The organism is Streptomyces sp. GL_140 (assembly GCF_057834465.1).
The window spans coordinates 1,016,300-1,042,314 of record NZ_CM174404.1; the positions used below are offsets into that span (position 1 = coordinate 1,016,300).

Annotated in this window: 25 protein-coding genes; 14 read left to right on the top strand and 11 right to left on the bottom strand. The window is 73.1% G+C overall.

Annotated features, from left to right (window positions below; translation table 11 throughout):
- Positions 1-206: 206 nt before the first annotated feature.
- Positions 207-2,396: a discoidin domain-containing protein gene (locus tag AC3IYJ_RS04725; RefSeq protein WP_489400082.1), complete on the top strand. Its 2,190-nt coding sequence runs from the start codon at positions 207-209 to the stop codon at positions 2,394-2,396.
- A 185-nt stretch (positions 2,397-2,581) separates the two neighbouring features.
- Positions 2,582-3,655: a DUF1996 domain-containing protein gene (locus tag AC3IYJ_RS04730; RefSeq protein WP_489400083.1), complete on the top strand. Its 1,074-nt coding sequence runs from the start codon at positions 2,582-2,584 to the stop codon at positions 3,653-3,655.
- A 292-nt stretch (positions 3,656-3,947) separates the two neighbouring features.
- On the opposite strand, the gene AC3IYJ_RS04735 is transcribed toward AC3IYJ_RS04730, so the two are convergent.
- Positions 3,948-4,865, bottom strand: a complete 918-nt coding sequence (locus AC3IYJ_RS04735) for an NADP-dependent oxidoreductase (protein WP_489402688.1) — start codon at positions 4,863-4,865, stop codon at positions 3,948-3,950.
- Between the two features lie 194 nt (positions 4,866-5,059).
- Here AC3IYJ_RS04735 and AC3IYJ_RS04740 point away from each other — a divergent pair, with 194 nt between their 5' ends.
- Positions 5,060-6,373 carry an ROK family transcriptional regulator gene (locus tag AC3IYJ_RS04740; RefSeq protein WP_489400084.1) on the top strand — a complete coding sequence of 438 codons (1,314 nt, stop codon included), beginning with the start codon at positions 5,060-5,062 and terminating at the stop codon, positions 6,371-6,373.
- 389 nt (positions 6,374-6,762) lie between these two features.
- Here AC3IYJ_RS04740 and AC3IYJ_RS04745 read toward each other — a convergent pair whose 3' ends face one another.
- A complete protein-coding gene (locus AC3IYJ_RS04745; protein ID WP_489400085.1) occupies positions 6,763-7,821 on the bottom strand; it encodes a LacI family DNA-binding transcriptional regulator in 1,059 nt (352 codons plus the stop codon).
- Positions 7,822-7,951: 130 nt separating this feature from the next.
- Between AC3IYJ_RS04745 and AC3IYJ_RS04750 the strand changes: the two genes are divergently transcribed.
- Positions 7,952-8,584: a GNAT family N-acetyltransferase gene (locus AC3IYJ_RS04750; protein ID WP_489400086.1), complete on the top strand. Its 633-nt coding sequence runs from the start codon at positions 7,952-7,954 to the stop codon at positions 8,582-8,584.
- 81 nt (positions 8,585-8,665) lie between these two features.
- Here AC3IYJ_RS04750 and AC3IYJ_RS04755 read toward each other — a convergent pair whose 3' ends face one another.
- Both AC3IYJ_RS04755 and AC3IYJ_RS04760 read right to left on the bottom strand, forming a co-directional pair.
- Positions 8,666-8,878, bottom strand: a complete 213-nt coding sequence (locus tag AC3IYJ_RS04755; protein ID WP_489400087.1) for a hypothetical protein — start codon at positions 8,876-8,878, stop codon at positions 8,666-8,668.
- 120 nt (positions 8,879-8,998) lie between these two features.
- Positions 8,999-10,075: an RNA ligase (ATP) gene (locus tag AC3IYJ_RS04760; protein WP_489400088.1), complete on the bottom strand. Its 1,077-nt coding sequence runs from the start codon at positions 10,073-10,075 to the stop codon at positions 8,999-9,001.
- A gap of 277 nt (positions 10,076-10,352) precedes the next feature.
- On the opposite strand from AC3IYJ_RS04760, the gene AC3IYJ_RS04765 reads away from it, so the two are divergent.
- Entirely contained in the window at positions 10,353-11,096 is a 744-nt protein-coding gene (locus AC3IYJ_RS04765) for an SDR family NAD(P)-dependent oxidoreductase (protein WP_489400089.1), read from the top strand.
- A gap of 22 nt (positions 11,097-11,118) precedes the next feature.
- Here AC3IYJ_RS04765 and AC3IYJ_RS04770 read toward each other — a convergent pair whose 3' ends face one another.
- The 3 genes from AC3IYJ_RS04770 to AC3IYJ_RS04780 form a co-directional block, all read right to left on the bottom strand.
- Positions 11,119-11,679 carry a peptidoglycan-binding domain-containing protein gene (locus AC3IYJ_RS04770; RefSeq protein WP_489400090.1) on the bottom strand — a complete coding sequence of 187 codons (561 nt, stop codon included), beginning with the start codon at positions 11,677-11,679 and terminating at the stop codon, positions 11,119-11,121.
- Between the two features lie 481 nt (positions 11,680-12,160).
- Positions 12,161-12,295, bottom strand: a complete 135-nt coding sequence (locus AC3IYJ_RS04775) for a hypothetical protein (protein ID WP_489400091.1) — start codon at positions 12,293-12,295, stop codon at positions 12,161-12,163.
- A 269-nt stretch (positions 12,296-12,564) separates the two neighbouring features.
- Positions 12,565-13,818 (bottom strand): MFS transporter, encoded by a 1,254-nt coding sequence (locus AC3IYJ_RS04780; protein WP_489400092.1) that lies wholly within the window; start codon positions 13,816-13,818, stop codon positions 12,565-12,567.
- Positions 13,819-14,298: 480 nt separating this feature from the next.
- On the opposite strand from AC3IYJ_RS04780, the gene AC3IYJ_RS04785 reads away from it, so the two are divergent.
- The 3 genes from AC3IYJ_RS04785 (at position 14,299) to AC3IYJ_RS04795 (ending at position 16,355) form a co-directional block, all read left to right on the top strand.
- Positions 14,299-14,823 (top strand): hypothetical protein, encoded by a 525-nt coding sequence (locus AC3IYJ_RS04785; protein ID WP_489400093.1) that lies wholly within the window; start codon positions 14,299-14,301, stop codon positions 14,821-14,823.
- A gap of 130 nt (positions 14,824-14,953) precedes the next feature.
- Entirely contained in the window at positions 14,954-15,790 is an 837-nt protein-coding gene (locus AC3IYJ_RS04790; RefSeq protein ID WP_489402689.1) for a MerR family transcriptional regulator, read from the top strand.
- Positions 15,791-15,809: 19 nt separating this feature from the next.
- Positions 15,810-16,355 (top strand): P-loop NTPase family protein, encoded by a 546-nt coding sequence (locus AC3IYJ_RS04795; protein ID WP_489400094.1) that lies wholly within the window; start codon positions 15,810-15,812, stop codon positions 16,353-16,355.
- Here AC3IYJ_RS04795 and AC3IYJ_RS04800 read toward each other — a convergent pair.
- A complete protein-coding gene (locus AC3IYJ_RS04800; protein WP_489400095.1) occupies positions 16,322-16,648 on the bottom strand; it encodes a hypothetical protein in 327 nt (108 codons plus the stop codon). The two genes, AC3IYJ_RS04795 and AC3IYJ_RS04800, sit on opposite strands and share 34 nt — an antisense overlap.
- Positions 16,649-16,779: 131 nt before the next feature.
- Between AC3IYJ_RS04800 and AC3IYJ_RS04805 the strand changes: the two genes are divergently transcribed.
- Positions 16,780-17,250, top strand: coding sequence for a hypothetical protein (locus tag AC3IYJ_RS04805; RefSeq protein WP_489400096.1), 471 nt, complete (start codon positions 16,780-16,782; stop codon positions 17,248-17,250).
- Positions 17,251-17,501: 251 nt separating this feature from the next.
- Here AC3IYJ_RS04805 and AC3IYJ_RS04810 read toward each other — a convergent pair whose 3' ends face one another.
- Positions 17,502-19,511, bottom strand: a complete 2,010-nt coding sequence (locus AC3IYJ_RS04810; protein WP_489400097.1) for a heavy metal translocating P-type ATPase — start codon at positions 19,509-19,511, stop codon at positions 17,502-17,504.
- 65 nt (positions 19,512-19,576) lie between these two features.
- On the opposite strand from AC3IYJ_RS04810, the gene AC3IYJ_RS04815 reads away from it, so the two are divergent.
- Entirely contained in the window at positions 19,577-19,882 is a 306-nt protein-coding gene (locus AC3IYJ_RS04815) for an ArsR/SmtB family transcription factor (RefSeq protein ID WP_489400098.1), read from the top strand.
- Between the two features lie 31 nt (positions 19,883-19,913).
- On the opposite strand, the gene AC3IYJ_RS04820 is transcribed toward AC3IYJ_RS04815, so the two are convergent.
- Positions 19,914-22,646, bottom strand: a complete 2,733-nt coding sequence (locus tag AC3IYJ_RS04820; RefSeq protein WP_489400099.1) for a DNRLRE domain-containing protein — start codon at positions 22,644-22,646, stop codon at positions 19,914-19,916.
- A gap of 180 nt (positions 22,647-22,826) precedes the next feature.
- Between AC3IYJ_RS04820 and AC3IYJ_RS04825 the strand changes: the two genes are divergently transcribed.
- The 4 genes from AC3IYJ_RS04825 to AC3IYJ_RS04840 all read left to right on the top strand — a co-directional run bounded on the left by AC3IYJ_RS04825 (position 22,827) and on the right by AC3IYJ_RS04840 (position 25,091).
- Positions 22,827-23,549, top strand: a complete 723-nt coding sequence (locus AC3IYJ_RS04825; RefSeq protein ID WP_489400100.1) for a maleylpyruvate isomerase family mycothiol-dependent enzyme — start codon at positions 22,827-22,829, stop codon at positions 23,547-23,549.
- Positions 23,546-23,986, top strand: a complete 441-nt coding sequence (locus tag AC3IYJ_RS04830) for an ankyrin repeat domain-containing protein (protein ID WP_489400101.1) — start codon at positions 23,546-23,548, stop codon at positions 23,984-23,986. The genes AC3IYJ_RS04825 and AC3IYJ_RS04830 overlap by 4 nt, the downstream gene beginning before the upstream one ends.
- A gap of 161 nt (positions 23,987-24,147) precedes the next feature.
- Positions 24,148-24,450 (top strand): hypothetical protein, encoded by a 303-nt coding sequence (locus AC3IYJ_RS04835; RefSeq protein WP_489400102.1) that lies wholly within the window; start codon positions 24,148-24,150, stop codon positions 24,448-24,450.
- A gap of 245 nt (positions 24,451-24,695) precedes the next feature.
- Positions 24,696-25,091 carry a Crp/Fnr family transcriptional regulator gene (locus tag AC3IYJ_RS04840; protein ID WP_489400103.1) on the top strand — a complete coding sequence of 132 codons (396 nt, stop codon included), beginning with the start codon at positions 24,696-24,698 and terminating at the stop codon, positions 25,089-25,091.
- A gap of 49 nt (positions 25,092-25,140) precedes the next feature.
- Here AC3IYJ_RS04840 and AC3IYJ_RS04845 read toward each other — a convergent pair whose 3' ends face one another.
- On the bottom strand, positions 25,141-25,959 hold the full coding sequence (locus AC3IYJ_RS04845; RefSeq protein WP_489400104.1) for an alpha/beta fold hydrolase: 819 nt from the start codon (positions 25,957-25,959) through the stop codon (positions 25,141-25,143).
- Positions 25,960-26,015: the final 56 nt, after the last annotated feature.

The following is a 26,015-nucleotide window of genomic DNA, read 5'->3' on the forward strand; positions in this document are numbered from 1 at the left end:
TCAGAGCCTCAGTAGAGCCCTGCCAAGTTTTTTCGTCAATACTTTTCACAAGGATTGAAGAAACCCCAAGTTCACAGGCCTGATGCGTGATTGACACGTCGGTTGATCTTCAGTTCGTGAACGCTCAAACCCTTGACGGGCCTTCGGCGGGGCAGTTCACTCACGCTTCGATCCCCCCGGATCCCCGACGTCAGGAGTAGCCCCGCATGCCCCTCCTCTCCGATCACCCTCCCCGCCGACCCGTCCCGCCCCGCCGCGGCCCCTCGAAAATCTCCGTGGCAGCTCTCGCGGCCGCACTGGTCGCCGCCCTCCTCGTGCTCCTCCCGAGCACCGCCGCGACCGCGGCGCCCACGCTCCTCTCCCAGGGCAAGCCCGCCACCGCCTCCTCCGTCGAGGGCGCCGGCACCCCCGCCTCCGCCGCCGTGGACGGCGACAACGGCACCCGCTGGTCCAGCCAGTTCTCCGATCCGCAGTGGATACAGGTGGACCTCGGAGCCAACGCCCAGGTGAGCCAGGTCGTCCTGCACTGGGAGACCGCCGCCGCAAAGGCGTACCGCGTCGAGCTGTCCACGGATGGCACCAACTGGTCCACCGCCTACTCGACGACCAATGCCACCGGCGGTGTCCAGACCCTCGGCGTCACCGGCACCGCCCGCTACGTCCGCGTGTACGGCACCCAGCGCACCACCGGATACGGCTACTCGCTCTGGGAGTTCCAGGTCTACGGGACCACCGGCACCGGACCGACCCTCCCGGGCGGCGGGGACCTCGGCCCCAACGTGATCGTGTTCGATCCCTCCACGCCGAACATCCAGGCCAAGCTGGACCAGGTCTTCGCCCAGCAGGAGTCGGCGCAGTTCGGCTCCGGCCGCTACCAGTTCCTCTTCAAGCCGGGTACGTACAACGGCCTCAACGCCCAGATCGGCTTCTACACCTCGATCTCCGGCCTCGGCCTGAACCCCGACGACACCACCATCAACGGCGACGTGACCGTCGACGCCGGCTGGTTCAACGGCAACGCCACCCAGAACTTCTGGCGTTCGACCGAGAACCTCGCGCTCAACCCGGTCAACGGCACCGACCGCTGGGCCGTGTCGCAGGCCGCGCCGTTCCGCCGCATGCACGTCAAGGGCGGCCTCAACCTGGCTCCCTCCGGCTACGGCTGGGCCTCGGGCGGCTACATCGCCGACTCGAAGATCGACGGCCAGATCGGCAACTACTCGCAGCAGCAGTGGTACACGCGTGACAGCTCCATCGGCGGCTGGTCCAACGGCGTCTGGAACCAGGTGTTCTCCGGCACCCAGGGCGCGCCCGCGCAGAGCTTCCCGGAGCCGCGCTACACCACCCTCGACACCACCCCGGCCTCCCGGGAGAAGCCGTTCCTCTACCTGGACGGCGCCGAGTACAAGGTGTTCGCCCCGGCCAAGCGCGTGAACGCGCGCGGCACTTCCTGGGGCAACGGCACCCCGCAGGGCACCTCGATCCCGCTCAGCCAGTTCTACGTGGTCAAGCCGGGCACGAGCGCCGCGACGATGAACCAGGCGCTGGCGCAGGGCCTGCACCTGCTCTTCACCCCCGGCGTCTACCACGTCGACCAGACCATCCAGGTCAACCGTGCCGACACGGTCGTCCTCGGTCTCGGGCTCGCCACCATCGTCCCGGACAACGGGGTGACCGCGATGAAGGTCGCCGACGTGGACGGCGTCAAGCTCGCCGGCTTCCTGATCGACGCGGGCACCGTCAACTCCCCCTCCCTGCTGGAGGTCGGCCCGGCCGGCGCCACCGCGGACCACGGCAACAACCCGACCACCGTCCAGGACGTGTTCATCCGGGTCGGCGGCGCCGGAGCGGGCAAGGCCACGGCCGGCATGGTGATCAACAACCGCAGCACGATCGTCGACCACACCTGGATCTGGCGCGCCGACCACGGGGACGGGGTGGGCTGGGAGACCAACCGCTCCGACTACGGGTTCCGCGTCAACGGCGACGACGTACTGGCCACCGGGCTGTTCGTCGAGCACTTCAACAAGTTCGACGTGGAGTGGAACGGCGAGCGCGGCCGCACGATCTTCTTCCAGAACGAGAAGGCGTACGACGCCCCCAACCAGGCCGCCGTCCAGAACGGTTCGGTCAGGGGCTTCGCGGCCTACAAGGTGGCCGACTCGGTGAACACCCACGAGGGCTGGGGACTCGGCAGCTACTGCTACTACAACGTCGACCCGACGATCATCCAGGACCACGGTTTCGAGGTCCCGGTGAAGCCCGGCGTGAAGTTCCACGACCTCCTCGTCGTCTCACTGGGCGGCAACGGCCAGTACGCGCACGTCGTCAACAACACGGGCGCGGCGACCTCGGGCACGTCGACCACCCCGTCCACGGTCGTCTCCTTCCCCTGATCGGTTGATCGGCTGATCGGCTTACCGACCGATCGACCACTGACTCCCGGACATCGCGGGGCGGCCACCGGCCGTCCCGCGTTCTCCGGGCCATCCGAGAGAGCGCTCTCCCACCCCTCTCGACCCCCGCCCAACCCCATCCGCCCACCCACCCGTCCACCCATCCAGCCGAAGGAATCCAGACGATGAAACTCCGACCGCGGACCCTGTCCGCGCTACTGGTTTCGGCGGCCGTCGCCGTGACCGCGGCCGCCGGGTTCGGCGCCACCGCGCTCACCGCACAGGCCACCCCCGACGCCGGTTCCGTCCACATGAACATGGACCACTCCGCAGTGGCCCCGATCGCGACGGGGGACGACCCCGACGGCGACGGCTACATCCCGGCCGTGCCGCAGGTGACGGGCGTGACCCCGTCGTGGAACAACCCGCCGGACCGGTACTTCCACGAGTTCCAGGCCAACTGCGCCGTCACCAGGACCGCCCCGGACGACCCGATCGTCTTCGCCGGACGGCCCGGCGCCTCGCACGACCACACCTTCCTGGGCAACAAGGGCACGGACGGCAACAGCACCACCGCCTCCCTCAGCGCCGGCAGCACCGCCTGCAACGCAGTAGGCGACCTGTCCGGCTACTGGATGCCGAGCCTCTTCAACGGCAACCAGAAGATCCTTCCCACCGGGCCCCAGGTCATCTACTACAAGACTGGAGTCACCGACTACACGAGCGTGCGCCCCCTCCCCAAGGGACTGCGCTTCGTGGTCGGCAGCCCGACCCAGACCGCGGCCGAGTTCCGCGCCAACAAGGGCTGGGTGGAGGGCTGGGAGTGCGGCGAAAGCTTCAAGAACGTCGAGTTCCCGGCCAACTGCCCGGCCGGAAGTCAGCTCAACATCCGTATGCAGTCGCCCAGTTGCTGGGACGGGAAGAACCTCGACACCCCGGACCACAAGGCCCACATGGCCTATCCGGTCGTCAAGCCCGGCAACAACGACAACGTCTGTCCCGCCGACCACCCGGTCGCGGTGCCGATGGTCGAATTCAAGATGGCCTTCCCGGTCAGCGGTGACATGTCGCAAGTCAGGCTCTCCAGCGGCGCCGGTCACACGTTCCACTACGACTTCTTCAACGCGTGGGACGACCGGACCCTGAACGCGATGGTCGAGCACTGCATCAAGGGCGGCCTGCAGTGCAACGCCCGCGGCTACGACGAGACCCACCCGGCCGCCGGCGCCGTACTCGGCCCGGACTACCGCCTCCCGTAGCGGACCTCGCACCACGGGGCAGCGGACTCCGCGCCGTCCGCTCCCCCACCCGCACTCCACCCTCCCCCAAGGGGGCTCCCGCATGCTTTCCCGCATGAGCACACCGTCACCACGGCCGCCCCGCGCGCGCCACTCCGACGGCACCGGTTACGGCCACTCCCTGTTCCATGTCGGCGTCCACGCCTGATCCTCGGCCCGACGTCGTCCCAAACCCCGTGCGCCGCCCGGACCTGACCCGGGCGGCGCGCGGTCGTGTCCGCGGTCGTGTCCGCAGTCGTGCCGACTGGGGAACTCAGACCTCCAGGACGATCTTTCCGGCGGCGTGTCCGGCCCGGCTGAGCTCGAAGGCCGCGGCCAGTTCCGCGAGCGGGAAGGTCTCGGCGACGGTGACGGTGAGCTGTCCGGCGTCGGCGAGCCGCCCCAGCTCGGCGAGGTCGGCGCCGACGGGCCGCACCCACATCCACTGGCCGCCCGCGCCGAGCACGGTGTGGTCGGCGATGGAGGCGTGCCGGCCGCCTTCGGCCAGCACCTCCAGGGTGGTGTCGAGGACTCCCCCGACGAAGTCGGCGACGACGGTGACCCCGCCGGGTGCCAGCGTACGGACCCGGTCGGCGAGGCCGTCCCCGTACGCGACGGGTTCGCATCCCAGCTCGCGCAGCCGGTCGTGGTTGCGCGGCGAGGCGGTGCCGATGACGCGGGCGCCGAGCGCGCGGGCGATCTGCACGCCGAGGGAGCCGACGCCGCCGGCGGCGCCGTGGACCAGGACCGTGTCGTCCTTGCCGGTGTCGAGGCGGGTCAGCAGCTGGTACGCGGTGAGCCCGGCCAGCGGCAGCCCCGCGGCCTGCTGCCAGCTCAGCGAGCCGGGCTTGGGCGCGAGGGCCCGTACCGGCACGGTGACGAACTCCGCGAAGGTGCCGCCGTGCACGTAGTCCTTGCGGGCGTAGGCGATGACCTCGTCCCCGGCGGTGAACTCGGGCGTGTCGATGCCGACGACCTCGACGGTTCCGGCCACGTCCCAGCCGGGGACGACCGGGTACACGACGTCCATCAGGCCGTCGAGCCCACCGGCCATGATCTTCCAGTCGACGGGGTTGACCGAGGCGCAGCGGACCCGTACGAGGACCTCGCCGGGGCCGACCTTGGGCACCGGGAGCCGGGTCTCGGTGAGCACCTCCGTCCCTCCGTACGTCTCGTACGCCATGGCCCGCATGGTGCCTTCCAGGTCTTCGGACATCCGCCTCGCCTCTCCTTGAACCGGTCGCTTCGCCCCTTCCCCATCCCACCACGGGAAGCCGTGCCCGCCCCGGGAGGAGCGGCGGGCACGGCGCGGCGCCCGTTGTCCGTGGTTCGTCAAAGGGGCGCGCAAGGGTATGTTGCGATCGATATCGGGGCGGAAGGAGCCACATGACCACGGGGCGCGGTGGACGTACGGTGCGGGACCTGCGGAGGGGCAACCGCAGCGCCGTGCTGCAGCGGTTGTACTTCGGCGGGCCGATGAGCCGCCAGGAGCTGGGCCCTGCGACCGGGCTCAGCTCGGGATCCGTCAGCAACGTCGTCGGCGAGCTCGTCGCGGACGGCCTCCTGGAGGAAGCCGGCATCGTCGACTCGGACGGCGGGCGCCCGCGTACGCTGCTGCGCGTCGCCCCGCACAGCGCGCACATGATCGGCATCGACGTCGGCGAAACCCGGGTCAGGGTCGAGCTGTTCGACCTCACCCTCACCGAACTGGCCCGTACCGAAATGCCGTTGCAGCCGCGCGGCTGCTACGACGTCGGGCCGATCGTCGACCACGTGCGGACCGGGATCGCCACCGTGCTCGCGAAGGCCGGGGTGGGTACGCAGCGGCTCCTCGGGGTCGGGGTCGGCGTCCCCGGCATCGTGGACCGCGACGCGCCCGGCGGAACCGTGGTGCACGGCCAGACCATCGGCTGGGACGCGGTCCCCCTCGAAGCACTGCTGCGCGGGACGGGAGCCGTACCGCGCGAGGTCCCGTACATCATCGACAACGGGGCCCGCACGCTCGGCCAGGCGGAGATGTGGTTCGGGGCCGGACGCGGGGCGCGGGACGCGGTGGTGGTGCTGTTCGGCTCCGGCGTCGGCGCGAGCCTGATCACCGACGGCTCCCCGGACGGGGGCACCACCGAGGGCACCCCGCTGGAGTGCGGCCACCTCACGGTCCAGGTCCGGGGGCGGCGCTGCCGGTGCGGGGCCCTGGGGTGCCTGGAGGCCTACACGGGGGCGGAGTCGCTGCTGGCACGCTGGGCGGAGCGGGGCGGGGACCCGGCGGCCGGGTCGGGGCACGAGGAGGACGCCCTGGCCGCACTGCTCGCGGCGGCCCGCGCGGACGACCCGGTGGCCCTGGAGGTCCTCGACGAGACCGCGGAGTACCTGGGCGCGGGCCTGTCGGACGTCATCAACCTTTTCCAGCCGGAGCGGATCCTGATCGGCGGCTGGGCGGGCCTGATGCTGGGCCCCCACATCCTGCCGGCGGTACGGGAACACGCGACCCGGTACTCCCTGCGCCACCCGGCCGCCAGGGTCACCATCGACATGGGCTCCCTGGGCCCCGACGCGGTCACGGTGGGCGCGGCCACCCTCCCCCTGGCCGCCTTCTTCGCCACGGGCGGCCGCCGCACCCCACCGGAACCCCCCACGGAAGCCCCGGGCTGGCAGACGGCCCTGGAGGTCCGGGGCGAGTCGACGACGAAGCGGGGGTAGCGACGGCAGCGCGTCCTCCGGGCCCCTACCCGTACCGCCGCGCCGTGTGCGCATTCCCGCGTCCAGGCTCCCCGCAAGGCCCGGTGCCCTGCCGGGCGCACCGTCGAACCGGATCAGCGCGGACCGGGCGAGGCCCGGGGGCTCGGACCATGACCCAGACCGGCGGACACCCGGGGAGCCCACCGCGGGCGGGCCTCGCATCGGGTCCGGGCTTCGCCCGGGGAACGGTGGAAGGGTGGGGCAGGGAGAGATCCGCGCAGCGGCCCCGCTCGTCGCAGCACCCGCTACCCGACCGGCGCTGACCGAAGCCGCGCGGAGCGAGCGGCCTGCGACCGCATCGGTCGCCCAGTCGGCACCGGCACCGGCACCGGCACAGACCCGGCCGGCCGTCAGGCCGAGTCGCGCACCACCAGTTCCGGCTCGAACAGCACCCCCGTCGATCCGGCGTCGGCGGCAGCCACCACGCCCGCGACCCGGTCCAGCAGCAGGCGGACCATCTCCGCCGCCATGTCCTCCACCGGCTGGCGGACCGTCGTCAGCCGGGGTCGGGCCGCCACCGCCGCGGCGGAGTCGTCGAAGCCGACCACCGCCACGTCCTCGGGGATCCGGCGGCCGTGCTCGCGCAGCACCAGGCAGGCGCCCTGCGCCATCAGGTCGTTCGCCGCGAACACCCCGTCCAGGTCGGGCTGTTCGGCCAGCAGCATCCGCATCGCCTGTTCCCCGCCGTCCAGCGTGAAGTCCGCCTCGGCCACCCGCACGGCGGCGCCACCGCCGTCCGGCAGGGCCTCACGGAACCCCGCCACCCGCTCCCGGCTCGCCGGCACGTCCGCCGGGCCGCCGATCGCGACCAGCCGCCGACGGCCCCCCGCCAGCAAGTGCCGCGCGGCGAGCCCCCCGCCCTCGCGGTGCCTCAGGTCGACCCAGTCCAGCGGGACCGGGGGCGTGGGCCGCGCGAAGAGCACCGCGGGCAGGGCCGCGGCCGCGAGCATGCCGGGCAGCGGGTCGTGGCCGTCGGTGGTCACGAGCAGCGCGCCGTCCGCACCGCCCTGCGCCAGGTACGCCAGCACCTGCGCCCGGTCCTGCTCCCCGTCGGCGAACATCAGCACCGGGTGCACCCCACGCGGCCGCAGCGCCCGTACGACTCCGCTGACCACCCGCCCGAAGAACGGGTCCTGGAACACCCGGTCGGCGTCCGCCCCCGCACCCGACACCACCAGCGCGACCGCGCCGGAGCGCCGGGTCACGAGCGAGCGGGCCGCCCGGTTCGGTACGTACCCGGTCGCCGCGACGGCCTGCTGCACCGCCTGCTGGATGACCGGGTCCACGTTGCGGACGCCGTTGACCACGCGCGACACCGTGGCCCGGGACACCCCGGCGCGGCGCGCCACGTCCTCCAGGGTCGGGGCCGTCCCGGCTCCCGCCCCGGTCACCTCGCTCGTTGCGTCCATGACGGCACTGTAGTCGCCCGCGTTCGCAGGCCCGGTCCGCGCCCGGTCGACTGCCAACGGCCGACGATTGTCAGTGCGCTTGTGTAATATCCAAACTCGTATTGCAGTCATTACTTGGAGGGGTGTCCGGATGTGGGATCTCGCGCGCGCATGGGTGGACGGATGGACCGTCTCGCGGCGGACACCCGCGCCGGTGGACGCCCCGTGGGGGCTGAGCATCCAGGTCGGACTGCCGACCCAGACGGTCCGTCACGTCCTGCTCGACGCCGATGCCGGGACCGCCCGCGGGCTCGTCGGCGCGACCGCCGAACCGGCCACCTGGATCAAGGCCTTTCTGGAACCGGACCTCATGGAACCGTGGTTCCCGCCCGAGTGGGAGCCGACCGATCCCGGCTTCCTGATGGCCGTCGACCTGCGCCCGTCCGCCGTGCGCGCGCCTGGCGGTTACACGGCCACCACCGAGACCGTCGGCGGTGTCATCAGCGTGCGCGTTCAGGCCGCCGACGGGGAGCTCGCCGCGCGCGGTCAGATCGGTCTGACAGGTGCCGCCTGCGTCTTCGACCAGATCGTCACCGAAGAGGCATACCAGCGCCGGGGCCTCGGGACGGTGGTGATGGGCGCACTCACCAACGCGGCCGTCGAGAACGGTGCGGCCACCGGCCTCCTGGGCGCGACCCTTCAGGGCAGAGCGCTCTACGAGACACTCGACTGGAAGGTCCTCGCACCGCTGACCGGCTTCATCCACGGGCCCGTCGCTCCCTGAACCTCAATCCGGGTTGCGGGTTACGGGTCACCGGTCACCGGACGACACCGCGCGTCGGCGTCTCGACAGGAGCCGCGGACGTCAGACGTGGACCGGGTGCGCAGCCTGGAAAGCCAGACGGGCGTCGGCGCCATCGGCGACGCGGGCGAGCAACGCATCGAGTTCGAGGGACGCCTCCCAGCGCTCCGTGCCGGGCGCCGCCCGCACGAGGTGGTCGATGAGGAGGTCCTCCAGGTCGGTGACCCGCTTGCCCTTCCACACCTTGTCGGCGACGCTGACCAACAGTTCGTCCACTCTCACCCCCGTCGCCGACCAGGAGGCGCGGGTGGCCGCGAAGCGGGCCTGCGCCGGGGTGAACCCGTGGGCGAGGAGGAGTTCCCTGCCCGCCGGCTCGTGCGCGGACCCGTTCCGCGCTCACTCGTACTCCGTGCCGCCCTTGCGCGTCAGGTAGGCGGGGCTGACCGCCTTGGCGATGGCGCGGCCGCCGACCACCGGGCTGTAGCGCTCCACCGCCGGGCGGATGACGACGCCCTCGCGCAGGTGCAGGCTCCGGCCGGACACGGTCTCGCGTCCGCTCGCCCGCTCCAGCACCGCTTCGAGGCTGTACGGGCCCTCGAACAGCTTCGGCACCAAGGGCAGTTCACCGTCCTGGAAGACCTCCGCGGCGTCCAGCCAGCACACTTGTCCGTCGATCTCGGCGGAGACGTCGAAGACCGCGTACGCGGGCGGCGTCTCGGCCGTGTGCACGTCGGTCCCGTAGGCCAGGTCCTGCACCCCCCGGCCGTACACCTCGCCGAAGATCCCGACCCGGGTCGCTCCGAGCCGCTCGGCCAGCCCGGCGGCGGCCTCGGGGACTCCGTGGCCGCGTACGGCCCGCCAGTAGAGGTTGCGCTCGTCCTCCTTGAGCCCGAGGCTCTTGGATCCGAAGCCCTTCGAGGAGACGAGGACCCGGCCCTCCTCGGCGAGGTACGTCAACAGGCAAGCGGTGCCGTGCAGTTTCTCGGTGAGCACGACCTGCTCACCGGCCTCGAAGATGTCCGGGTAGCGCTGGAGGTTCTCGATGTCCACCCACGGCAGCAGATCGGGGGTGGCCTCGACGTCGCCGTCCATCGTCGTCGGGATGGGCGGAGCCCATTTGGTGATGCCAAGGAACTCCGCGAAGTCCGTGCCCTCCTTGGCCGCCTGAACGAGATCCACGTCCGCCAGCGCGCGCGGACGGCACACCAGGCCCTGCGACAGCTCTCCGCGCAGCCGGACGGCCTTGACCCGGTTCGCGTCGCCGCCTGCGAGGCGGCCGGTCAGACCGAGCTCGTCGATCAACGCGGCCGGGAGTACGGCCTGTTCGGGTATGTAGAGGGCGTAATCGCCGGTTCGGTAGGCATCCTTGGCCACGACGGCCCGGTAGAGACCCACCTGCGCGAGCTCCAACGCGTCGGCGTTCGGGTGTGGATGGACGGCGAGCTCTTCGACGGTGACCCGCAGAGTCGACATGGCGGTACTCCTCGGAAGGGATGGCCCGGTGACGGCTTCAGATATCGGCAACCACTCTGCGGCCCACGGTTTCCGCTGGTCCACCGCTTATCGCGATGCTAATCTGCGGCCGCCGCGGGGCCACCTCGCGCGGGCGGCCCGGCACGGCGGCCGGATACGGCCCTGCCTGCACGACGGGCCTTTGCCGCGCGAACGGCCCTTCCCACACGGACGGGCTCGCGGGCAGCGATCATGAGCACGGGCACGACATTCGCAGTGCGTTACACAGGAGGCTCATATGGCACGTCGTCCGGTCACCATCGTCACCGGAGGCAGCCGCGGCATCGGCGCCGCCACCTGCGTCCGGCTCGCCTCCGACGGGCACGACCTCGTACTCGGCTACCTCCACGACGACGCCGCCGCCGAGGCCACCGCCGAGCGGGTACGGGCGGCCGGTGCCCGGTGCGTGACCGTGCGCGGCGACAGCTCCGAGGAGTGCGGGGTCGATCGGCTCTTCGACATCGCCGGGGCCGAGTTCGGCACGGTGACCGGCCTGGTCAACAATGCCGGGGTGACCGGCACCCCGGGCCGGCTCGCCGACACGCGGACCGAGGACCTGCGGCGCGTGCTGGACGTGAACCTCTTCGGGTACCTGCTCTGCTGCCGCCGGGCCGCCCGGGACATGGCCGCGTCCGGCGGCGGGGCGATCGTCAACGTCTCCTCCGCGGCCGCCACCCTCGGCAGCCCCGGACGCTACGTCCACTACGCCGCGACCAAGGCCGCCACCGACACCTTGACCCTCGGTCTGGCCAAGGAACTCGGGCCGGACGGGATCCGTGTCAACGCCGTGGCGCCCGGCATCATCGACACCGACATGCACGCCGCCATGGGCGACCCCGACCGCCCGGCGCTCGCCGCCGCCGAGATCCCGCTCGGGCGGGCCGGGCAGCCCACGGAGGTCGCCGCGGCCATCGCCTGGCTGCTGTCCCCGGACTCCGCCTACACGACCGGAGCCGTCCTGCGCGTCTCCGGCGGACGCTGAGCCCGGGCCGTCCCCTCCGGCACTAGCGACTCGCGAAGGCCGCCTGCGTGGCCGGACCGTAGACGCCCTGCGGGTCGCCCTTGATCCCCCGGTTCTGCTGGAGCTGGGTGACGCCGCGCCGGGTCTGTTCGTCGTAGACCCCGGTGACGGAGACGTACGTGAATCCCTGCGCGTACAGCCGCCCCTGGAGGGTGCGCACCTCGGGCCCGCTGTCCCCCGGGCGCAGCGTCCCGGCCCCCGCGGGCGGCGACTGCGAGGCACCCGTCGACCCCGACGGCTGGGGCTCCCGGCTCGCGCTCGCCCCCGGACCGGGGGCAGGCGGGGCCGTCGTGGACCGCGCCGGGTTACCGGTCCCGGCCGGTCCTACGGCCCCACCCGTCGCCGCGGGTTCCTCACCCGCGCCCGGGCTCCGTGCCGGGAGCACGGGGACGGAGAGGTCGGGCCGGGCGACCGTCCTCGGCGGCTCCTGCTCGGGGCCGCCCAGCAGGAGCGTCAGAGCACCCGCCGCGGCGAGTGCGAGCAGGGCGAGGACGGCGAACGGGAGCCGGCTGCCGCCCTGTTTCCGCCGGTCGGCCGCGGACATCCGTGCGGTGGGTGGGGTGGGTGGCGCAGTCGTCGACACGGCTTCGGGAGCACGAACCGGGTCGGGACCGGGCCGGGGCCCGGGTCCGGAAGCGGCAGCCGGCCCGGGAGCGAACAGGGGCTCCGGCACCTCGGAAGACCCTGCGGCGGGCATCGCGAACCAGGGCGCCGCCTCGGGATTCCGGCACGGCACGGGACCGGCCGACGGACCGGACACCGGACCCGCGACCGGACCTGTCACGGGGTCGGCCTGAGGCCAACCCGGCCCAGGCGCTGGTGCAGGAACAGAGCCAGGGGTAGAGGCAGAGGTGGGCGCCGGGGCCTGCGGGCCGGTCGGCAGGGTCGCGGGGGCGACGTAAGGGCGTACGAGCAGCCGGTCGGCGGGGACGGCGTCGCTCTCATCGGGTTCTGGGGACACGGTTGTCTCCCGGCGGGTGCGGGGGCCGGCGCGGCGGTGCGGTGCCGGCCCCCTGCCCGGCCGGTCAGGCCCTGCGCCGCCGGGCGACCAGGACCATACCGGTTCCGGCGGCCGGGATCACAGCCCTGCCGACGGCCGTCACGGCGAGGGAACCGCCGATCGCGGCCGAGGCGAGCGAAGAGCGGACGAATATAGACATGCAGGACATCTCCGAAGTGCGGCTCATGCGGTGGCGCCTGCCGCCCGGCGAGGCGGTCGGACACGCGATCGACGGTCCGGGCGGTGGTGCTCGACCGGCGCACTCTTTCCCCCGGGGATGCCCCGGGTCAAGCCGGATGTCCGATGCGTCCGATCCATCCGATGTGTACGCGAAGTCTTCGCCGAAACCATCCCATCGGGGTCGAGTTCTCCGCCGGGATCGACCGGTCGACCGTCCGCATAACGGACGGTCAACTCCTCCCCTACGGTCTACCGGTGGTCGGCCGCGGAACTCTCCCGGTTCGCGGCGGGCAGCACCTGCGCGGGGACCGCGGCGGCAGCGGCCCGCGCCCGTCCCGACGCGGAGGTGACCCAGACCGTGACGGCCGCCATGCCCATCAGCGCGGCCCCGGTCAGCGGGGCGGCGGGCACCGAGATCCCGTCGACCACGAGGCCGCCGGAGAGCGCGCCCGCCGCGATGGCCAGGTTGAACATCGCGACCATCAGCGAGGAGGAGGCCTCCGCGTCTTCCGGGGCCGCCTTGATCATCCAGCCCTGAAGGCTCACCGAGACCCCGCCGTACGCCAGTCCCCACGCCAGCATCAGCACCGTTCCGGCGATCGCCCCCGGCACGGTGGCGATCAACGCGAGGATCACGGCGAGCGAGGCGCCGACCACCAGCAGCGTACGGTGCGCATCGCGCGCGCCCGCCAGGAAGTTCCCCGCCACGCCCGCAGCTCCGTAGCCCAGCAGGAGGGTGCTCACGAACCCCGCGCCGACGCCCGAGACGTCCTGGAGGATCGGCCGTACGAACGTGTACGCGGCGAACTGCCCGGTCACCACCAGGAAGGTGACGGCCACTCCGGCCCGGACGCCGCGGTTGCGCCGCAGGAGGGCGGGGAGCTGGGTGAAGGTGATGCGCCGGGTCGGCGGCAGTGGCGGCAGCAGCAGGAGCAGGGCCGCCAGGGTGAGCACTCCGAGTCCGCCGACGGCGGCGAAGGCCGTGCGCCAGCCGCCGAGTTCGCCGAGCAGGGTCCCGGCGGGGACGCCGAGCACCGAGGCCGTGGGCACTCCCCCGAAGACGAGCGCGGTGGCCCGGCCGACGTGCCGCTCCGGCACGAGGCGCACCGCGAGCCCGCCGGCTATGGCCCAGAAGCCCCCGAGGCCGACCCCGACGAGCAGCCGGGCCGCCAGGACCACCCCGAAGCCGGGGGCGAGGGCGACGACGAGGTTGGCGACGGCCACCAGTGCGATCAGCCCGACCAGCACCCCGCGCCGGTCGAGCCGGCCCGCTCCGACGGTGACGAGCGGAGCGCAGAAGGCGGCGACGAGCCCCGGCACGGTGACCATCAGTCCGGCGGTGCCGTCGGAGACCCCGAGCTCGGCGCCCATCGAGGTGAGCAGGCCGATGGGCAGCAGCTCGGAGGTGATGAGGCAGAAGATCCCGAGCGCCACGGCGCCCACGGCGCCCCATCCCTTCCATCCCGCGACCGCCGGAGCGGGGTCCGGGGGCGAATCGGGCATCGGCCCGGGGTTCGGCTCAGGGGTCTGACCCGGACCAGGGGCAGGCTTCGAAGGGTGGTCGTCGCCGGGCGCGGCAGCTGCGGTCATGGTTCGACACTCCGTACGGGCAAGCGGGAGGACGGGCGGGCAGGAGGGCGGGCCGAGGACCTCCACCCGGCGGGCAAGTGCCGCCGGGCAGGCCCGTCCGTGGGCCCGGCACGGCAGCCCGGAGCGCCGGAGGTCGCGCCTCCCCCGGCATCCACACTGTCGTTCCCATCCCGAACCTTGTCCGGGATTTCCCGTCCGGTCCACCCCCGTCCACGTACGCGTGCTCCCGGACCGGTGAAACCTCCCGACCTGGCGGAAACGATCGGGGTGGCCGCGGCGAACCGTTCCGGCAACGCCTCCGGAGCACCCCGGCCCGCCCCGGACCCGTCGCGGCCTCACCCACACGCACGTGTGCGGGGCATGGCAGGGCCACCCGTGCGGCATGGTGGTCCGATGCAGTTACGCCGGGTCCTGCCCCTCTCCCTCTTCGCGCTGCTCGCGAGCACCGGCTGCGTGTCGGTAGGCCCGCAGGCTCCCGGCGGGCCCGCGCACGGCTCCGTACCGCCTGCCGACGCGCCCGATACCGCCACTGCGAACGGATCCGCCGAAGCCGGTGGCCCGGCCGGACCAGGAGGCCCGGCCGGTCCCGCCAACGCGTCCGATGCGCAGGGGCTGCCCCTCGGCAGACTCCCCACGCCGACCTCGCCCACCTCACCCACCTCGCCCGCGGCGACCGCCGCCGGTCCGGGGACGTCGGGCCCCGACCCCGCCCGCCGCTCCGCGAAAACACCCCGCAAGGGAGCCGAGCACCGCTCGAAGCCCGCCGCCCCGCACCACCCGCATCCCCTGAAGGCCACGCCCCTCCGCTCCGGAAGCCGGCCGGCCCCGCCGCCCGGCCTGGACGAGTTGTGCGCCGGCGCCGAAGGCTCCGTACCGCCGTCCATCGTGGACCTGTGCCTGCGCCAGTCCGGCCGCTGAAGGCTCCCGCAGCAGCGCCGGAAGCCGGGGACGAGGCCGCCGCCCGAACATCACTGACCTGCAAAAACATCCGGATACTCTGGTCGGGCTTGACCCTCACACCGTGTCAGGGCCTGCACTGGAAGGCGTCATGTTCACCATCGGAGACTTCGCCAAGCACGGCCGGGTATCGGTCCGCATGCTGCGTCACTACGACGCCCTCGGACTGCTTCGCCCGGCCCGTGTCGACCCCGCCAGCGGCTACCGCTACTACGAGGCCGGGCAGCTCGCCCGCCTCAACCGTGTCATCGCGCTCAAGGAACTCGGCTTCAGCCTGGACCAGGTGGGGTCGATACTCGACGAGCTCGTGGGCTCGGAGGAGCTGCGCGGCATGCTGCGGCTGCGGCAGGCGGAACTGGAGTCGGCCATGGCCTCTGCGGCGGCCCGGCTGGCCCAGGTCGAGACGAGGCTCCGGATCATCGAGAACGAGGGAACCATGTCTTCCATCGACATCGTCGTGAAGAGCCTTCCGCCCGTCCGCCTGGCCGAGCTGAGCGGGGTCGCGGCCAGCTACGAGCCCGGGGACATCAGCCCGGTCATCGGCCCGCTCTACGAGGAACTGTGCCGCCGGATCGAGGCCGCCGGGGTGACGCCCACCGCACCGGGCACCGCGTACTACGAGGACGCCGGTGACGCGGCGCGTCCCGGCGCCGTGCTGGTCCACGCCGGGCTGCCGGTGGCGGCGGGCGTCCGGGCCGAGGACCTCGGCGGCGAGGTACGGATCGTCGTGCTGCCCGCCGTCGAACGGGCCGCGACGGTCGTGCACCGGGGTTCGATGGACTCCGTGCTGCCGACCGCACAGGCCCTGGCCCAGTGGATCGACGCGAACGGCGAGCGCTCGTCCGGGTACGCCCGCGAACTGACCCTGGCCTGCCCCGAGGACCGCGAGCAGTGGGTCACGGAGCTCCAGGAACCGCTCGGCGCCTGACGCTCGATAGGCTCCGCTGATGCAGCGCGTACTCGTGGTCGGCATCAGCGGAGCCGGCAAGTCCACCCTTGCCCGGGAGTTGGGGCGGCGGTTCGGGCTGCCGTACCACGAAGTGGACGCCCTCCACTTCGTCGGGCCGGGGTGGACCGTCAGCCCCTCCTTCGCCGCCGACACGGCCCGGATCGCGCAGGGCGAGCGGTGGGTCCTCGACTCGTACGGACCCGAAGCCGTGCGCGAGCTGCTGTGGCAGCGGGCCGACACCGTGGTATGGCTCGACCATCCCCGGCACGTCGTCATGCGGCGGGTGCTGCTGCGCTCGCTGCGCCGCACCCTGCTGCGGGAGCGGCTGTTCGGCGGCAACCGGGAGGGTTGGCGCGAGTGGCTGCGCGCCGACCATCCCGCGTGGTGGGCCTGGTCGCGCTACGGGTCCCGGCGCGCGGAGATCGGCCTGCTGGCCGGTGACGCGCGGTTCGCCCCGCTGCGGGTGGTCCGGCTGCGCTCCCCGGCGGCCGCCGATGCCTGGCTGCGGTCTCAGCGACCGGCCGGGCGGCGGCCGCAGACGTAGGAACAGCCCCGTACGGTGCCCCGGACCGTACCCCGCCGGGCCGTACGCAGGCGGCGCATCGTGTCGTGGCCGCGCCGGCGCCACTCGGCCCGGGGCAGCCCGGCGCGCTGGCCACCGCCGGTGATCAGGGCGTTGACGGGGGCGTGCGCGTCGGCGCCGAGCCCTTTGGCGACCAGGACCCCGACCACGAGCGGAACCAGGACCACGGCCAGCGCCGAACCGGCGGTGGTCACGTGCTGCTGCATGCGCGGACGGTTCGCGGTGCGCGCGGTGGCGGCGGTCTCGGAGGTCATGCCCCCATTCGATCAGCGGGGGCACGCCGGGGAATCGGGGCGGATACTCAGGCTGTTGGGCGCGAGGTACTCAGACGCGGACCCGCGAACCCGCGAACCCACCGACTGGACGACCAGAGGGGCAGGGGCCAGTGACCACACCCGGGCAGGGCTTCGAACCGGCGAGCGGCGACGGCCCGCCACCACCCGCGGCGGGGCGGGCGGCGGAGCTGCGCACCGCGTACGAGGGACTGTTGCAGATCCGCCGCCTGGTCAACGGACCGGCGGGTGCCACGGTTCCCGCCCCCTGGGAGCTGCGCCTGATGCCGCGCGCGGTGGCCCTCGCACTGGAGGCGGCGGGCATCCCCGCGTCGGCACAGGATCCGCAGGACCCCGACGGCCGGCGTACCCGGACCGGGTACCGGGTGGGTCCGGCCGCCTCCGGGGAAGGCCGCGTGGAGGTGACCTGGCTCGGCCCGCCGGGCGGCGGCGCGGCCGAGGAGGAACAGGACCGCCTGACGGCATGCGCGGCGGTACTCGAACCGCTCGGCTGGGTCTGCCTGCTGTACCGAGGCCCGCGCCGACGCCGCTTCCTGGAGGTGGAACCACCACCGGCCCCCTGACGGGGAAGGCCAAATCTGCTACCCCGACGGACCGGCCACGACCGCGTCTTCGGGATCTGCCTCGCGGTGGACGACGTACCCCGCCCCGGCGCCCTCGCCAAGGTCCGCGGGACCGGGAAGGCCTGGCGCTGCGCGGGAAGGCCTGGCGCGGCAGGAGGCGGACTGACCGACAGGACGCCTGGACACCTCTAGGCCGTCCCACCGATCCGCCGCAGGGCCTCGGAGCCACCGCTCCGGGAGGTCCCGTCCGCTCAGTCCGGGTAGCGCAGCAGCCGCAGCGCGTTGGCGACGACCACGAGGGTGGAGCCCTCGTGGACCAGGACGGCCGGGCCGATGCCCAGGCCCATCGCGGTGGCCGGGACCAGGACCGCCACGATGCCCAGGCTCAGCCAGAGGTTCTGCCGGATGATGCGGCTCGCCCGGCGGCTGAGGCCGGTGATGAACGGGAGCCGACGCAGGTCGTCGGACATCAGGGCGATGTCCGCCGTCTCCAGGGCCACCGCCGAACCGGCCGCGCCCATGGCCACGCCGACGGTGGCGCCTGCCATCGCGGGGGCGTCGTTGACTCCGTCGCCGATCATCGCGGTACGGGCACTGCGGCGCAGCCGGGCCACTTCCGCGGCCTTGTCCTCGGGAAGCAGCCCGCCCCGGACCTCGTCCATGCCGACCTCTCGGCCCACCGCGTCGGCCACCCGCTGGTCGTCGCCGGACAGCATCACGGTGCGGTTCACGCCGAGCCCGCGCAGGGCGGCCACGGTCGCTGCGGCTTCCGGTCGCGGCGCGTCCATCAGGCCCAGGGTGCCGAGCCAGCGCTCTCCCCGGCGGACCAGCATGGTGGTGCGGCCGGTGCTGGTGAGGGCCTGCGTACGCTCGCGGAGCGCGGCCGGGACGGGCGGGCCCGCGAGGCTGTCGGCGTAGGCCAGGCTGCCGATGTGGACCGGCTCGCCGTCGAGCTCGGCGGACACCCCGCGGCCTATGACGGCCCGCAGGTTGACGGCCTCCGGAGCGATGGCCTGCGAGGCGGTGGCGGCCCGTGTCAGGAGTCCGGAGCCGTCTCGGACGACGGCCTGGGCCAGCGGGTGGTCGCTCAGCCGCTGCGCGGCAACGGCGGTGCGCAGCAGTTCCTCGCGCCCGGCTCCGTCGGCGGGCTCGATCTCGGTGAGGCGGGGCCGGCCTTCGGTCAGGGTGCCGGTCTTGTCGAAGGCGATGGTCCTCAGCCGGCCGAACTCCTCCAGCGGCGCCCCGCCCTTGACGAGGACCCCGCCGCGCGCCGCCCGGCCGACCGCGCTGAGGACGGCGGCGGGGGTGGCGATGGCCAGGGCGCAGGGGCTGGCGGCCACGAGGACGGCCATGGCGCGGTAGAAGGTGTCAGTGAAGGGCTCGGCGGTGAAGGCGCCGACGGCGAGCAGTACGACGACGAGCGCGAGCACGCCCGGTACGAAGACCTTCGTGAAGCGCTCGGTGAACCGTTGCGTCGGCGAGGTGCGCTCCTCCGCCTCCTGGACCATCCGGACGACCCTGGCCAGGGTGTTCTCCGCGGCGAGCCGGGTGACGACCACTTCGAGGGCTCCGGCTCCGTTGACCGTGCCTGCGTAGACCCGGCTGTCCGGGCCGGTCCCGCCGGGGTCGGCGAGGGCGGCGGCCCGATCGGCGACCGGGGTCTTGTCGGCGGGGACGCTCTCGCCGGTGATGGGCGACTGGTCGACGCTGCCGGTGCCGACGACCACGAACCCGTCGGCCGGGACGCGGGTGTGCGGGCGGACCACGACGGTGTCGCCGACCGCCAGCTCCTCCACCGGCACCTCGGCCGGAGCGGCGGTGCCCCGCCGGACGAGGGCGGTGCGCGGGGCGAGCGCGCCCAGCGCTTCGATGGAGCGGCGGGCGCGGCCCATGGCGCAGCCCTCGAGGGCGTGGCCCAGGCTGAAGAGGACCAGCAGGACGGCGCCCTCCTCCCAGCGGCCGATGGCGGCGGCGCCGGCGGCGGCCACGAGCATGAGGAAGTCGACCTGGAAGCGGCCCGCACGCACGGCGGTGACGGCCTCACGGAGGGTGAAGAACCCGCCGAAGACGTAGGCGGCGACGAAGAGGGCTCCCGGGGCGGGGCCGCCGTAGCCGGTGAGCCGCAGGGTCAGGCCCGCGAGGTAGACGGTGAGGGCGAGCAGGGCGCTGATCAGTTCGGCGCGCTCGCCGAGGAGTCCGCGGCGGTGGGTGCGCGGAGCGTCGTTCTTGGTTCCCTTGGTTCCCATCCCATTCGCAGTCATGACATCAAGATATCAGCACTTTTAAATATATGAACCTGTGGAGATTCTGATCTAGGCTGCCGTCCATGGAACCGCCCACCGAATCGGATGCCGCCGCGGTCGCCGAGGTCATGCAGGGCCTGGCCTCACCGGCCCGGATCCGCATCCTCGCCCGCCTGCTCCAGTCCCCCTGCTCGGTCGGCGAGCTGGCCGAGGACCTCGCCCTCGGCCAGCCCACCGTCTCCAACCACCTGCGGCTCCTGCGCCACCTCGACCTGGTGACCGGCAGGCGCGACGGGCGCAGCGTGGTCTACGAACTCCACGACGCGCACGTCGCCGCCCTGCTCCGACAGGTGCTGGCGCACGTCCACCACGGCGACGACCGGGCGTGACGCCCGGCGGCCGCGGCGCCGCGCCCCCGGACTACGGGGCGCCGAAGGTCAGCGTCAGCCGCGGCGTCCCCTCGTTGGCCTGGGCCTCCGAGGACCACAGCCACAGCGCGTCCGTGCCGGTGCTGGTCAGCGCCAGACCGTAGGCGCTGCCGAGCGCCCCCGCGACGGTGGCCGTGTTCAGCCCGGTGGTGTGGACCGCCGAACCGTCCGGGACGCCCGCGAAACTGCCGAGCGCCGGGCCGCCGAGCGCCGGGCGGTTGTTGTACGTGGTCCCGGACTCGGTCCAGGAGCCGGTGATCGGGACGACCGAGACCGTGTCCGTCGTACCGGCGCCGCTCATGGTGCTGGTCTTCACGCCGAGCGTGGCGGACTTGAGCACCGTGCCCGCGGGTGCGGCGGGCAGGTTGAAGCGGAGGTAGCTCGCGTACAGCGAGGTCCCGCGCACCGCGAGGGAGCCGGAGGTGCCGTAGTTGCCGTCCGGGGCGCCCGCGTTGGCGTAGGTGTCCTCCGCGGCCACGACCTGGACGACCGAGTCGGCCGGGGCGGAGGCCAGGGTGTGGTGGTTCTGCACCTGGGCCGCGCTCAGGACGGTCGGGTAGACGGCGGTCTCGTCGAGCTGGCCCGCCCAGTACTCGCTGATCGGGCGGTCCGGCCAGCCGCCGAGGCTGTCGCCGCCGGCGTGCCAGTAGCCGGCGAAGTTCTCGTTCGTGGTGACGCCGAGCGTGCCCTTCTGGGCGCCGTCCACGTACAGGGTCATGCCGCCCGCACCCTGGGTCGCGACGACGTGGTGCCATTGGTTGTCGTTGTACGTTCCGGTGGTCGTGATCGTCCGGGTCGCACCGGTGTAGACCCCGTAGACGAGTCGGCCGTCGTCGGTCATGTAGATGTGCTTGTCGTACTGATTGCTGCCGCGCGACTGGTTGTTGCCGAACCCGAAGAGCTTGCCGCCCCGGGTCGTGTTCGTCCTGAACCAGGTCTCGATGCTGTACGTGTTGCCCACCGTCTGGCGGCGGTCCCCGTAGACCTGGGTGTCCGTGCCGTTGAAGCCGATGGCGGTACTGGCGCCGGAGACCGCGCCGGGCGTCTGGCGCAGGGCCGGGGCACCCAGGTGCACGCCGCTCTGATTGCCGCCGTCGGAGGAGTCCGCGACGAAGGGCGGCGCGGACTCGTCGTAGCGCCAGTACAGCTGGGCGCCGTCCGCGCGGACCGCGTTCGGGTACGCGTCGACCGAGCTCGGCACCGTCACGCTCACCGTCGCCGATGACGCGCTGGTATTGCCCGCCGCGTCGGTGGCCGTGACCCGGTACGTGTACGACTGGCCGGCGACGGCCGCGGTGTCGGTCCACGAGGCCTGCGGGCGCCGGAAGAAGAGCGAGTCGGCGGTGACCGTGGCGACCGGCGTGGCCGCGCCGTTGCGGTAGACCTTGTACGTCAGCGCACTGTCGTCCAGGTCGAGGCTGGTGCGCCAGCGCACCTGCACCTCACCGGCCTTGAAGCTGACGGCGCTCGCGACCGGAGCGGTGGGAGCCCCCGTGTCCCCGGTGGACGCGAAGCGCGTCAGGCTCTGCTGCGCCGATCCGTTGACGGTGGTGAACTCCCCTCCCACCCAGAGGTACTGGACTCCGCCCTTGGATCCGACGGCCATCACGCGCGGCCCGATGCCCTCGCCGATGCCGTCGTTGGTGTCGGGAGCCCAGCCCAGCTTGTTCGTGCCGGAGGTCGGTTCGGCGAGCAGGTGGTGGCGCTGGCCGTCCGGGTACTCGCCGACGCTGGAGCAGTCGTGGGCGTGCGAGGCGCTGTAGAGCACGTTCTGGTACGGCAGCACGGCCTGTGTGGCGCCGAGGCAGGTGTCGCGCCAGCGCTGGTTGAAATCGCTGAGGTCGAGGGCGATCCGGCCGTCGAAGACCCCGCCGCCCGTGCCCTCGTTGGCGGTGTAGAAGCCCGTCGCGTCGGTGGCGATGTCCTTGACCACCGAGTTGGTCTCGATGAATCCCGGATAGGCCTTGGTCAGGGCGCCGCTCGTGGCGTCGACCACGGCGAGGGCGTGGGTGTCGGTGCCGCCCACGGTGAAGAAGTCGCCGCCCAGCACGACGTGCGCGCCGTCCGGGGTGACCTCGATGGCGCGGCCCGGCTCGTCGGCGTCGGCGGTGAAGGGCTTGAGCGTGCCGTCGGCGGCGTCGACGGCCGCGAAGCGTTCGCGCTGCTGGCCCGCGACGGTGAGGAAGTCCCCGGCCGCGTACACGGTGTCCCCGGTGACGGCGAGGCCCCGGACCGTGGCCGCGAAGGCCGGGTGGAAGCCCGCCTTCACGGTGCAGGTCGCCACGTCGATGGCGGCGAGGCTGGAGACCGGGGTGCCGTTGACGGCCCCGAAGTAGCCGCCCGCGTAGAGGGTCTTCTTGTCGGGCGAGAGGACCAGCGCGCGGACGGTGGCGGTGGCGCCGCCCACGGTGAAGGACAGGTTGCAGGAGGTCGGGGCGCCGGTCGCGGCGTCGAGGGCCGCGAAGTTCACCGCCGACCGTTCGGTGCCGGCGCCGCCGTCAGGCGGGCGCACCGCGGAGAAGGTGCCGCCGACGAAGACCTGGCCGCCCGTTTCGGCGAGTGCCCAGACCACCCCGTTGGGCTGCCACGTGGACAGTGCGTCGGCGGTGAAGGCGACCGGCGGGGTGATGGCCGCCGCCTCTTGGACGAGGCCGAGACCTATGGCCGTGCCGGTCCCGGCCAGGGACAGGGCGAGAGCGGCCGCCAGCCCTCTGGATCTACGCATGAACCCCCCAGTTCGATGGTGCGTGGTGCGTGGTGCGGTGCGCGGATCGCCGTATGGCCGAAAATCGGCGTAGGGTCGTCCGCGGCCGTGGGTACGGGCGCACCCTAAGGGGAATCGCCTTTCCGTTCATCGGACTTGACGCATCGGATGCAAAATCGCACCAGAGGGAGGCCGATCGACATGGCCGGGACGGTCCGGATGAACCCCGACGACGTTTGGCGGACCATCGACAGCGAGCGGCTCTCCCTGGCCGACCTCCTGGACGACCTGAGCCCGGCGGAATGGGAGGCCCCGTCCCTCTGCGCGGGGTGGCGGGTGCGTGACGTCGTCGCCCATCTCACCCTGGCCCACATGGGCGCCCTCCCGGCGCTGGTGGCCGCCGTGCGCGCCCGGGGCAGCTTCGACCGCATGATCCACGACACCGCCGTACGGGAATCCGTGCGCCCGGTACCGGAGTTCGCTCCCCGGCTGCGCGCGATGGCCGGATCCCGCCGCAAGGCGCCGGGCGTGACCCTGCTGGAGCCGATGCTCGACATCCTGGTCCACGGGCAGGACATCACGCTCCCCCTGGGCCGCACCCGCGCGATGCCGACGGGGGCGGCGGCGACCGCCGCGCAGCGGGCCTGGTCGATGGGGTTCCCGTTCCACGCCCGGCGGCATCTGGCGGGCTTCCGCCTGGCGGCCACGGACTGCGACTGGACGGCCGGCGGCGCCCCGGGCCCCGGCGGCCCCTCAGGCTCCTCGGGCCCCGGAGAGAGCCGGGATCCGCTGGTGGAGGGCCCGGTCTCCGCGCTCCTGCTGCTGGTGACCGGCCGGCACTTCGCGGCGCTGCCCCTGCTGTCGGGGCCGGGCCTGCCCGCGCTGGGCGAACGGCTCGGCTCCGCGAAGGGCCCGCGGGCATGAAACGGCGTACGCAGAAGCGGCTCTCCCGCGCCCTGGTCGCCGCCGCCGCGCTCGGCCCCGATGCCCGCGTCACCGCTCTGCTGCGGGCCGGGGCCGACCCCGGCGCACGGGACGCGGAAGGCACGACGGCCCTGTACGCGGCGGCCGTGCGGGGCGCCCCGGACGCCGTGGGCCGGCTCCTCGCGCAGGGCGCCGACCCCGATGCCGAGAGCGGCGGCCCGACGGACGGGACCCCGCTGTGCGCGGCCGCGGCCTGGGGAGAGACCGAAACGGTGCGCGTGCTGCTCGCGCACGGGGCCGATCCGGGCCGGCGCGAGGACGGCGGCAGCGGGCTGTCACCGCTGGAGTGGGCGAGGCGCGGGAACCACGAGGAGACCGCACGGATCCTGCTCCGCGCGGCCCGGGACGCACCCGCCGGCGGCCGCGCCGACGGCTGACGCGACACCCGGCCGGGTGGGGCGGGTGCGGCCGGGACGGGCGCGGGGCGGGAGCGGTGACGGGAGGGGTACGACCGGTTCTCACGAATGCCGCCCGACCAGGGGCCGCGCCCTCTACCGTGCCCTGGGGGAACGGCGAGGGACCGAAGGGGTGGGACGGGATGGACGACGAAGAAGACATGCGGCTGGCGAGGATGACGCCTGAGATCTCGCGCCGCGCCCTGGGCCTGCTCCGCGGCCTCGCAGGTCTCGAGCCCCCGGAGCAGGTGCCCGAGGAAGCGATGATCACCGCCGACGAGATCCTCGCCGAGTTCGGCACGGACGGGCTCCGTGTGCTGGTGATGACGCTGGCGGCCTGGGCGACGGCGCAGATCGAGAACGTCGCGGAGCTGAGCCGGCGCAGCCACGAGGCGGTCCTCGACGCCATGGAGCTGGCCTGTCTGGAAGCCGGAGCGGAGGACTAGGCCGCCTCCGCCGGGGCCCCCTCGGGGCCCCTCCGGCCGTCCGGAGCCCCCGCAGTGGCGGCCCGTTCCGGCTGGAGGGGTTTATTCCGGGTGGAACGGGTTCATCCTCCCGACACCGAGCTTCGGATCGGCCGCGCGTCGGCGACACTGGGGGGAGCGGGGGGTCCCGATCGGAGGCCGTCGTGAGCACACCTTCCCCCATCCGGATCGCTGCAGTCCTGTCCACCGAGCACCGTGGACGGCTCATGTCCCACGCACGTGAGGTCAATTTCCGCGAGGGTGCGCGAATCTTCGACGAAGGCACCCTGGCGGAATCCTTCTGGATCGTGCGCTCCGGCACGGTGACGCTGGAGATCCCCGTACCCGGCCGCCGCCCCGCCCCCATCGAGAGCCTCGGCCCCGGCGAGCTGGTGGGCTGGTCGTGGCTGTTCGCGCCGTACGTCTGGCAGTTGGGCGCCGAGGCGATGACGCCGGTCCGGGCCTACGAGTTCGACGCCACCACCGTGCGCATGCTCATGGACGCCGATCCCGCCTTCGGTTCCGCCGTCGGCCACTGGGTGGGCCGCGTCCTCGCCCTCCGCCTCCACCAGACCCGCACCCGCCTCCTGGACCTGTACGCCCCGCGCGCCGCCGCGAGCTGACGCCTGACATCTGGCGTCTGGCGCCAGACGCCAGGCGCTCGCGCAGTGGTCAGGCCGCGATCGGGTGACGCTCCAGGAACCGGGCAAGGGCCTCGGCGACCGGCCGGGACCTTTCGATGTGGAGCAGGTGCCCGACGCCGTCGATGACGCGCTCCTCGACGTCGGGCACGTTCGAGCGGAGGAATTCGGCGACCTCGACCCACAGCCGTTGGGTGTCGCTTCCCAGCAGGGACAGCACCGGTTGCCGGATCGCCGCGGCGTCGTCGGGGCCGAACCGCCACTCGCCCAGGGCGGGGAGCTCGACCCCGAAGAACGTGTCGGCGTCCTTGACCGCCTGCGCGACGCTGCCCGGCATCCGCTCGTCGAACAGGGGCAGGCAGCGTTCGGTGTCCATGCCGGATACGAGGGACAGGAACAGTCCGAGGGCGCGCTCGGCGTCCCCGTCGGCGTACGCCTCGAACGCCGGCGCCGCCTGCGCGAAGAACGCCCCGCCCGCGGGCACGGACAGCAGGGAGAGCTCCAGCAGGGCGACCGTCGCGATGCGGTCGGGGTGGTCCTGGGCCATCTGGGCGGCGACCGCCGCACCGCTCGAATGTCCGGCCACGTGGGTGCGTTCGATGCCCAGGTGGTCGAGCAGCGCGATCGCGTCGGCGACGTGGTCGCCCACGGTGACCGGCCCGGGGGTGTGGGTGCTGCCGCCCCAGCCCCGCTTGTGGTAGCGGATGAGCTGGTGGCGCTCGGCGAGTGCCGGTTCGGCGAGGAGCGGGACGAACCCGTCGGCGAGGACGGGGCTGATCAACAGGACCGGCTCCCCGGTGCCGCGGATCTCGTGTTCCAGCTGGATGTCGTTGACCGTGACGGTGTCCATGATGTCCTCCGGTGCGGTTGTGGCTCACCATGGAGGCGTAAGCAGGACGCTTACCG